4 protein-coding genes are annotated in these 11,126 nt (G+C 39.9%); 3 read left to right on the top strand and 1 reads right to left on the bottom strand.

What is annotated here, in order from left to right; genetic code table 11:
• Positions 1-65: 65 nt before the first annotated feature.
• Positions 66-3,302 (bottom strand): AsmA-like C-terminal region-containing protein, encoded by a 3,237-nt coding sequence (locus tag B4N43_RS19765; RefSeq protein ID WP_286735953.1) that lies wholly within the window; start codon positions 3,300-3,302, stop codon positions 66-68.
• 66 nt (positions 3,303-3,368) lie between these two features.
• Here B4N43_RS19765 and B4N43_RS19760 point away from each other — a divergent pair, with 66 nt between their 5' ends.
• The 3 genes from B4N43_RS19760 (at position 3,369) to B4N43_RS19750 (ending at position 11,107) form a co-directional block, all read left to right on the top strand.
• On the top strand, positions 3,369-4,763 hold the full coding sequence (locus B4N43_RS19760; protein ID WP_286735952.1) for a sensor histidine kinase: 1,395 nt from the start codon (positions 3,369-3,371) through the stop codon (positions 4,761-4,763).
• A gap of 382 nt (positions 4,764-5,145) precedes the next feature.
• On the top strand, positions 5,146-7,749 hold the full coding sequence (locus B4N43_RS19755) for a zinc-dependent metalloprotease (protein ID WP_286735951.1): 2,604 nt from the start codon (positions 5,146-5,148) through the stop codon (positions 7,747-7,749).
• 19 nt (positions 7,750-7,768) lie between these two features.
• Entirely contained in the window at positions 7,769-11,107 is a 3,339-nt protein-coding gene (locus B4N43_RS19750) for a SusC/RagA family TonB-linked outer membrane protein (RefSeq protein ID WP_075991237.1), read from the top strand.
• The last annotated feature ends 19 nt before the right edge of the window (positions 11,108-11,126 follow it).

Below are 11,126 nucleotides of genomic sequence, written 5' to 3'. Positions count from 1 at the left end.
AACTTAATAACGTTTTTAATTCAGCACTATTGTGTCGACTGAATTTACTAAAACTAATTACGCGTTTACTTAGCCTGTGTTTCTTGCACTTTTTGAGATTCTTTATATACTTTACTGTCCTCGTCATCCATGTCCATGTCGAGATCCTCTTCTTTGTATTTTCCCATTTTTAAATGAAAGTTATCTGGAGTGCCCGTAATTCGCATAGGTATCCCAAAGATTCCAAAAGGAGGTAAGCCCAGTCTAAAACCCAGGTTCATCCGTCCGTCTAAGGTTACTTGGCCTTCAAAGCGAGGCCTGAATCCCATCATTTTCATTTTCGTGCGTTCGATGGTCATCACATTATTTTTGATATGGGATTTAATAACAACTTTTTTTACTTCGCCATCCTTCAATTTTTCTTTGGAAGTAGATTGACTAATTCCATTGAGTAGTTTGAAGCCTCTGAACTTAATCTGATTTAGCGTTAAGGATCCCTCGCCGACGATAGAAGGCATTACTGGTTGCATATTGCCATTCAATAGGCCTCCCAATTTGTAATCCAATGAAACAAGACCATAAGCATTTTTGGCAGAGCTAACCATTTCCCTGAACATCGGTATCTCTTTGTAAGCGCGTTGAATATCAAAGCTGTCGGCTTTCACCGCATAATCAAAACTTGCTCTACGTGGATTTATGGGACGATAACTTCCGTTCATATCTACTTTCAGTCCCGCAAGTTCGAAGTTTGTCTTATTAAGTGTCATCTTACCTTCTTTTACCTGTAGGTCTCCTTTGAAATCTTTGATATTCATTTTGTTATATGATATGGCGTTGACAAGCCCTAAGACCTGAACGTCCAAATTTTTGGGGAGAAGAACCACACCGCTTTCGGACGTGCCTGCAGCTGTCGAGGAAGATGGTGATCCGAAAACCACGAAATCATCCACATTGATTTTCTTGCTGCTGAGTGTAAATTGACCTTTTAACGGTGCTTGACTACTTGTTGCATAATTAATAATATTGTTGAGATATCCTTTGATAGAAATATCATTCTTAGCATAGGCAACCAGGAATTTATCGAAATTCATTTTCTCCTGATTAAAACTGAAGTTTCCACTTCGAATTGCAATAGGCTGTGGAAGCATGTCGGACTGAACCTGGATATTCCCAATATTTAACCGACCGCTATTTTGAAGTCGGTTATAATGACCATTGGTGGCATCGCTCTGTAAGCCTTTTAAACTAAAATCCGTATAGATAAAGCCATCGACATTGGTACCATCCAATGCAAAGAGTTTATAAATAGGGCCGAGATTGAGCTTACCCTTGGACTGTATGTTGTATTTGATGTTATTGAAGTTCTTGAGGTCTGCATTCAAGAAAAAAGGTTCACCCGCAAATGTAAATGATACCGGTAGGATTTTGACATTCAGATCTCGAAGTGAACCTTTTTCGCTATTGACAAAAGCTTCGACCTGAATATTTTCCATCGGGATAGGATAATCATTTGACTTGATTAATCCATTCTTCATCACGATAGACGTATTGGTTTCGGGAAAAATGTTTCGTTTGAGATCCACATAACCTTTTGCTATGAGGTTGACATCCACCAATCCCGCCAATTCGACTTGTTTAATTGGGTAGAAATTTTTGATATCTGCTAAATTAAATGATGCCTTTAAATCCGAATTGACTGCAATTTTATTAAAATCTGTTATTGAAATAAATCCTTTTATATAGTTGTTAAGTGCCTGAACAGAAATGTCATGGATTGCTATTGATGCACTTTTTAACTGGCCATCGGGATCCTTTGCTTCCAGGCGATAAGCAATTTTGTCCAATCCCTGTGGGAGCTTAGCCAATTTGAATTTACCATCTACGAGTGTATTTTTGATATCAAAAGTAGGAATGGATGCGACGTATTCCTGTTCGCGTTTTTGAAGTCCTACCTTACGAATAGCTTTGGCGTATGTGCCGTCGATTTTCGCGTCAAGATTCCATTTCCCACCGAAAGAAAAATCGGGAAACTGTAGCGAGGCATGGAGTTTATCGAGATTAAGATCACTTTTTATGTTGGCATGCACGGTTACAGGGTGTAGTCCAGCTATTTTACCCTGAGCATTGAAAAAGCCTGAAGCAACTTTAAAGTCAAATTGTTTAAGATCAATTTGTAGTGAGTCCGGATTCAGTGCCGGCAAGTCTATCCGTAATTTTGCGTTCCAGTCTGTTAGCGGATTGGTGGATTGTTTATAAGCAAGAAAGCCATTGTTGACCATGAGCCCAAGTGAAAGATTAGGCATTTTGTTGTTGTCGACAATATAATCACCTTCTAGATTAACAAAAACCTCAGATGTACCTTTCACGGTGAGGTCCTTGATCCAAGAAGCGTAGCTATTTGGGACTAATGAAAGTAATTCGGCCAGGGTACTTTCCTGAGATTTCAATTTAAAATCAAGGTGATATCCATGGGATATAAATGACAGGAGCCCTCTGAATCGAACCGGTAGCTGGTTAATCTTGATATCGTTTCGTTCAAATACGAATGACAAGTTGTTGGTATTGATCCGTGTAAGTAAATTGGCATCAATTGATTTTCGGTCCACATATAGTTCGTTGTCAAAAGAGAAGGAGAAAGATGCAATTTTTGCCCGTGTATTTAAGTCAAATATATTTGACATGAGATCCCCCTTGCCTTCATATTCCAAATCCTTTGCTTCTATCTTAAGCGGAATAGAGCGGTCTTCGTAATGTAGATTGGTTTTTTCCAGTTTAATCAGTTGGAAGGCTAAAGCACTGCTTTCGGAATTGTCTTGTGTTTTTGTGGAATCAGCGGGGCTAGATTTATAAATATTGTAATTGGCATTACCCAGGGAGTCAACCAGAATGTTGATCTTTCCGCTGTTCACGATAAATTTATCGATGACAATTTTGGATTTGAGCAGGCTCATCAAATCCACACCAAAACTTACTTTCTTTGCGGCAAGTAGTGTATCGTTCTTAAAAGGTTCGGCACCTTTTAATAAGACATCATCCATCGACGCTGTCAGCAGTGGAAACTGGTCAAAGAAGGTTAATCTCACTTTAGCGTAGTTTAACTCGCCCTTGATATGTTCGTTTACCAGTGATTTGACCTTGCTATTGACTTCATTTTCGAATATATAAGGGATGGATAATATGCTGATAACGAGTAAGACTATGATGCTTGCAAAAACGATAGCGATACGTTTCACAACCTTTATAAATGTAGCTTTTGACACTTTGTAATTTTTTGTGGTTACAAAAGTCAGAAAATTATTATTAATCTCAGTTATATGATGCATTTATTTTGAAAAGAGCTTGGATTATGTCGTTTTTCATTGACAAAAGGCTGGGTTAGAGCCTTTCTTATGAACTTGTTTGCTAAAGCTTTGAAAATTTTGATGTATTTTTGCGCCGTGAAATTTCGATTTAAAAATGCCGAACAGAAAAATAGTATTATCCTGATTGTCTGTTTGTTGTTGCTGCTGCTGGTAGGAGGGGGATTGCTCGGTGTTATCCATCATAAAGTTGATCGTCTTAAGAAAAGAATATTGATCGATTTTGCGGATGAGAATATGTTTCTTGTCAAAAAGCAATTGGAATTGCTACAGCAGGATCTGTACCTTTCTGAGAAAAAAATATTGGAACAACCCACGTTTGATCCAAAGGAAAGTGGTGATTCCTTATTGGTCATTATCCCGGTAGGCCAACCTGATTATATGAGCCATAGGATGCTAACATTGTTACGGACACGAACAATAAATCATCGGCTATATCATATCTATATGGATATCGAAAGGCTGAATGCTTATTTTTCGAAGCTCAATTTCGGAAGGCGGGCTTATTTTGAGATCTATGATGACCGCGGCATCTGTGTATATTCTCCAGATAATCGAAAATGGGGAAAGAGAAATACTGCCGCTGTGTCAAAACAGGGGCAAATTGTCCAGTCAGATTTTCTGCAGCTGGACGTGATGGTTAATTCCTATCCCTGTAACATTCTGTTTGTTGGTGGTGAAATCAAGGTGTATGTTCTCTTGTTGAGTATCGAAGAAGAAATCCAGGAATTGTTGACCTATAGTATCTTGCTCGGTGTGGGGTTAATGTTGGTGGCGATGGTATTGATCTATTTCAATGTTATGGAGCGACGCAAGATTCAACAATTGAAATTGCTTGCTTTGAAGCAGAAAAATGAATATACGCAGATGCGTCTAGTACAATTGCGACAACAGATCAATCCACATTTTCTATTCAATACATTTGGGTCGCTTCAGTACCTGATCGGAAAAGACGATGAACTGGCCAAGTCTTTTATTGGAAAGATGACCAAGGTTTATCGTAAAATGTTGCGTACAGATGAGGCAGAATGGTCTACGCTAAGGGAGGAACTGGAATTGGCCAAAGCCTATTTCTTTTTGCAGCAGGTGCGGTTCGGCGCGGCATTGCAGGATATGGATATAAATATTCCAAGAGAATTATTAGAACAGAAAATTCCACGTTTGGGTTTGCAAATGCTGATCGAGAATGCGATAAAGCATACACGCATTTCGAAAGAGAATCCGCTTACTATTCTTTTAATCTATATACCCGAAACCAACCTGCTGGAGGTTAGCAACAACTGGCAGCCCAGACAGGGAGCGGAGCTTGAAGGTGAGGGGTACGGGCTCAATTATTTGTCATCCATCTATAGTTACTATGCCATGGCAGGTTTTCATTTCGGGTTAGAGTCGGGGCAATTTATTGTGCGATTACCAATCGCATAATGCTGTATATGAATAATGAAATTGAAGATGTCTACGTATTCATGTTTTTATAGTGCGTGTTCATCGCTCTGAATTGCGTGTTCATCTCTTTATGTATTATTCTGTACAATATTTTTAACAAATTTGGCTCTTAATCCAGCGGTTTTAGTTTGTGATTAGCCTAATCTTATCCCATAAAATGCCAAGGTCTTTATAAAGTGCAACTTATGATTGACCTCCATGGAATAGATGCAATTACTTTCTGATTCAAAATCCGAAGCTAGAATAGGCTTAGGATCAACAATGGATTTTCGGTTGATGTTACGTCGTCACCAGTGAAAAACAAATAGAATGCCACGAGCTCATTTATGCCTTTGAAAGCGAGCTCAAAAATAATTATTTGATGAAAAACACTTATACTAAGCTAGCCATTGGTCTTTTATTTTCGGCGGGTCTAATGCAATCTTGTTCTATATTGCAAACAGTAGGTTTAAGAAAAAAAGAGACGGTTACTTCTGCCAAAGATTCTACAGCCAAGAAAGATACTACAGCTGCATACGACAAATTGTTGAAAGATGCGCGTGTGGATAGCGGAATGTTTACTGTGATCCGTAAAGAAAACAACTACTACTTTGAAATTCCATTGAAAAAGATGGGGCAAGATATATTGTTGATCCAAAAGCTATCTTCTGTACCGTTGGCCTTGAATGAGGCTGGGGTAAACAAAGGGATGAATTATGAAAATAAGGTCATTCGTTTTACCCATCGTAAAGAGAAAAAAGAAGTGTGGGTTTCGGAGATTAAACCGCAGGTCGAAGTACCTAAGGGTGACGCAATAGCCGCTTCGGTATATGATAATTATCGTCCTTCTTATATTGAATCTTTTAAGATTGAAAACTATTCAAAGGATTCAAGTGCCGTGGTGATCAAAGTCAATAAAGTATTTGACGGTTCAGAAAAAAGCTTTACGGATGTGTTTACGTCTTTGGGTTTGGGAACTTCACCTAAAACGAGTATATCTACCGTTGAAGACATTAAATCCTATGCGAATAATATCGTTGTGAAGTCTGTATTCTCTACCAAGGTCACTGAAGGTAATGAATCTGTACCGGTTTCTTTAGAAATTACAAGTAACCTTTACGAATTGCCTGAAAATCCTATGGTTGCGCGGTTTGCAGATCCAAGAGTAGGTTTCTTTACTTCACCACGTTGGTATTTTAATGATAAACAACAGGAACTGGATAAGAAAAATCTAGTCAATCGCTGGCGTTTAGAACCGCGTGACGAAGATAAAGCGCGGTATCTGAAAGGGGAGTTGGTCGAACCAAAGAAACCGATTGTCTTTTATTTAGATCCGGCGACACCAAAACAGTGGCGACAAGCGATCATCGATGGAGTTCATGATTGGCAGGTTGCCTTTGAAGCTGCTGGTTTCAAAAATGCAATTCTGGCCAAACAACAGCCGGATAGTGTCAAATTTGATCCCGATGATGCGAATATTTCCTCTATTGTTTATGCAGCATCTGCTCAGGCTAATGCCATGGGACCTTCAGTGGTCGATCCGCGCTCGGGGGAGATCCTTGAAGCCGATGTGATCTGGTGGCACAACGTCATGACGATTTTAAATAGCTGGATGCGTATACAAACAGGTATAGTAGATACATCGGTACGATCCAATGTGTTTTCGGATGAAAAAATGGCACATGCCATTCGCTTTGTTTCTTCCCATGAAATTGGCCATACCTTGGGTCTTATGCATAACATGGGCTCCTCGGCAAGTTTTCCTGTTGATTCATTGCGTAGTAAAAGCTTCACCACCAAAATGGGGGGGACTGCTCCTTCAATTATGGATTACGCTCGTTTCAATTATGTGGCACAACCCGAAGATGGTGTGGAACAGATTACTCCCGTGATCGGTGCTTACGACAAGTATGCCATTGGCTGGGCTTACCGTTGGTATGGCAAAACGCAACCTTGGGATGAAATTCCTTTGTTGAGAAAGGAAATTGACAGCCATGTACATGATCCTATTTACCATTACGGTGAACAGCAAGATTCTAAAAATATCGTTGATCCGCGGGCTCAATCGGAAGATCTTGGTGACGACGCGATGAAAGCTGGTGAATATGGCATGCTGAATCTGCGTCGTATGATGCCTAATATTATCAACTGGACCACTAATGTAGGTGATGATTACTACCGTGCCGGTAAATTATATATGGGTGTAGTCGGACAATGGTACGCGTATGCTGACCATGTCTTAAATAATATTGGGGGTATATACCTGGAGAATGCTGTTTTGGGCGATCAAAAAGATGCCTATAGTCCAGTACCAAAAGACAAACAAGTACGTGCTTTGGAATACCTCAAGAAGAATGTCTTTTACATGCCTGAGTGGTTGTTCGTCCCAGAGCTGATGGCAAAAACTTTTCCATTGAAAGATTCACCAATAGGACCATTTGAGTATGCTCCTTATAACTTACAACGTGAATTTCAGTATGCCATGTTGTATAAACTGGTCAACGATGAACGTTTGCTGCGTATGGTTGAGATGGAAAATCTTTTTGGAAGTAGAAAAGCATGGAGTGCACCTGAGTTTCTAACTTCTGTACGTCAGACGATCTTTGCTAAAACCATCAGTGGACAATCGTTGGATCTTAAAACACGGATGCTACAACAAAACTATGTGGATGTTCTGATGGTATCTACAAACAAATCCATGGAGAAATTAAATGCGAAGAAACTGGCAGGCATTGAGCAGCTAGTTGAAGCGACACAACCTGATCTATGTTTACATCCGCAACATGCATCCTCTTCACAAACGGGACTTCGGAATGTACATGTCACTGGCATGATACGTACTTCCGATATGTTGACCTATAAACGTGCTGAACTATATGAGATTTACCAGTTGTTGAAACAAAAGCAGCGGACAGGTGACGCGACTACAAAATCGCATTACATGGATCTTTTACTACGTATTGCAAATACCTTAGAATTAAACTAATATATTAACATCTACCAAAATGAATAAGTTTTTAATACCGTTGACCTTCATGTGTGTGCACGTTGCGCATGCGCAGGAATCCAGGGAACTGAAAGGAAAGGTTTTGGATGCGGTCACGTTAAAACCGGTCGTGGGGGCGACGGTTGTCGTTGAAAGTTCGGCAGTAGCAGAAGATATCGGTGTACCTAATCAGGTGCAGCAGTCGGCATTGGGTTCATTGACCGATGCCGCTGGTGAATTTCGCTTAAAAGTGCCTAGTAATTTAAAATATGTAACGATTAGCTATGTCGGGTACCAGCGTATTCAGGTGCCGGTATTTCAGGATCATAAAACAATCTTGCTTCAGCCAAGTGGTGAGTCCTTGGATGAAGTGATCGTAACAGGTTATACGGATATCAAAAAACGTAAGAATACGACGGCTTACAATAAAATCAATGTAGCGGACATCAAACAGACGGGGGTTGCATCGATCGATGAAATGCTTGCTGGTCAGGTGGCAGGTTTGCAGTTGAGCAATTTTAATGGCGGCCCCAATAGTGCTCCACAGATCCGTATTCGTGGTACTGTATCACTCAATGGCACACAAGATCCCTTATGGGTGATTGACGGACTGCCGATTGAAGGTACGGCAATGCCAAACCGAATAGAGAAAGATGATCTTAATAGCTTGACAAATCTTCCTATTGCAGGCATCAATCCCGATGATATCGCCGATATTACCGTTTTAAAAGATGCTGCGGCGACTTCAATTTATGGTGCCCGGGCCGCAAATGGGGTCATTGTGATTACCACAAAAAGAGGTAAATCTGGTCCCGCAAAATTGCAGGTGTCAGCAAATACCTTTGTGACGCAACGTCCGGATTTCGGTAAACTCAATCTGATGGATGCTAATGAAAAAGTGAATTTTGAGTTATTGATGGCCAATCGTACGGATCTCAATTATCGTACGGATAAGGGCGCTGTTATGCGGATACTAAATAAAGCAAATGCATTGGATGCTTATCGCACCGGTGGTTTAGCAGCTTTATCACCGGAAGTACAGCAGTCGATCAGTCAATTGCGCACGCAACAAACGAATTGGGGGAATGAATTATACCGTCAGGCGGTCAATCAACAGTATTCCGCGTCTATTTCAGGCGGTAATGATGGGCATCGCTATTATTTGTCAACAGGTTTGTACGATGAAAAAGGTGCTACAAAAGCGGTAGATCTTCGTCGTTATTCATTGACATTAAATAACGATTTTACAATCAACGATCGGTTTAAAGCTGGTATTAATATATTAGGATCAGTTTCGAATAGACAAAATCCGATTCAGGATCGTGATGCTTTCACGAACCCAAGTTATTATGTGCGTTCGGTTAATCCATATCTTTCAGTTTATGATCAATCTGGGAAATTTAACTATGATCCAGATATCGAGGGCTTTGAAAGAGATACTTATATCCCATTTAACGCAATTGAAGAGCGTGATAATACCAAATACACGTTAACAAATAAAGCACTGAAAGCAATCAGTTATTTGGAATACGCTATTTTACCACAGTTATCCCTGAGAACAGAGCTTGGTTTGCAATTTGATGAAAATAAAACTGAAAAATTTGCAGATCAGGAAAGTTATAACACCCGAAAATTGCGTGCTGCGACCCGCTACTACGATGCCGCCAGCAAGACAAATAAGTATTTTTTGCCTACTGGTGGGACAATAGAAAATTCCAATAATAGCGTTTTCCAATACAATTGGAAAACTTATTTAAAGTACAACAAAACCTGGAACGATCGCCATGAGCTGGAATTGATGGGAGGAACGGAACTGAGACGGAGCAAGAGTGAAATCGTAACAACGAAGGGATTCGGGTACAATCCGGCAACATTGACGACGCAAACACTTGTTTTTCCAAATAGCAACTACCAAAATGACTCAAGGTTTGTACAGTATAAAAAAGGATTTGTAGAAAGCTCATATGCCTCGTTCTATGGGAATGCGACCTATACTTTTGATCGGAAATACAATGTATATGCAAGTATTCGACAAGATGGTTCTAATATGTTTGGTGTTGATCCCAAATATCGTTTTCTACCGATTTGGTCTGTTTCGGGATCATGGAATGTGCTAGAGGAAGAGTTTATTAAAGGAAAAACCGCTTTGTCTGATCTCCGAGTGCGCGCGTCTTACGGTACGCAAGGAAATATTGATCGCAATACTTATCCTTTTATTGTTGGTTTTTATAATAACATTACCATGTTGCCAGGAAATAATGAAGGAACTGTATTTGTTGAGATGCCTGCTAATGATAAACTTCGCTGGGAAAAGACCCAATCTTATAATGCTGGGATTGATTTAGGCCTATGGAAAAACAGATTAAATATTACGGTTGATTATTATAACAGAAAGAGTACCGACTTAATCGATTATAGTGCAATACCTTTGGAAAACGGTTTCCAAAACGTAAAAGTTAATTGGGCCTCAGCAAGAAACCAAGGCGTGGAATTGACGATATCAAGCCGTCAGATCCAAACGGATAAATTCTCCTGGTCAACGGACTTTAATATTGCACACAATAGTAATAAATTATTAAAAGTACTCGCTGATCCAAAAGCCTATGCGCTTGAAACACAGGAAGGGCGTCCAATTAATGGCCTATACGTATTGGAAACGGCTGGTTTGGATAAAGATGGGGTGATGCAGTTCAGAAATCAGGATGGATCCGTTTCGAGCTTTGAACAGTTTTTTGGATTATATGATCCATGGGCGGAGTTTTTGCCAGGTTATATTTCGCAAACCGATATGACCGCTGCAGAATACCGTTCTAAATTTAAATACAAGGGTAGTAAAGATCCGAAGTTTATCGGCGGAATGACCAACCGTTTCCGTTATGCTAATTTTGATCTCGCAATTTCTGCTGTGTTTAATTTGGAGCGTTGGGTAAGCCGTACACCGACTTATAATCCGGCTCTGGTAGACCGTGGTCAGAATTATACAACAGATCTTTTGAAGGCACTGCAAGAGGGTGGTAATATGCCTGCTTTGGGAAGCATAAGTTCTGAATTCAATGATCGCTGGATGGCCTATGCTTGGTTGGAAAGCAATGATCCAATTAAATCATTCAATCTCTATGATATCTGGGCAAAGAAAATGAGCTATGTCCGCATCAATAGCATTCGTTTAGGTTATACACTCCCTGCTGCATTAAGTAAAAAAATTGGTACAAGCAATTTACGCGTGAATGTAGAAGGACGTAACCTATTTGTCTTTGGAGCAAATTATGACGGATATTTTGATCCTGAAACTTACGGTAATTATTATGCACAACCGATCAGCAAGTCTTTTGCCTTCGGTCTGTCAGCGAGTTTTTAATTCTTTTAATTGATTTATA

Source organism: Sphingobacterium sp. UBA1897 (genome assembly GCF_002337775.1).
GTDB classification, from domain to species: domain Bacteria; phylum Bacteroidota; class Bacteroidia; order Sphingobacteriales; family Sphingobacteriaceae; genus Sphingobacterium; species Sphingobacterium siyangense.
The sequence above is the reverse complement of the archived record's forward strand: the minus strand, read 5'-3'. Positions and strand labels throughout refer to the sequence as shown.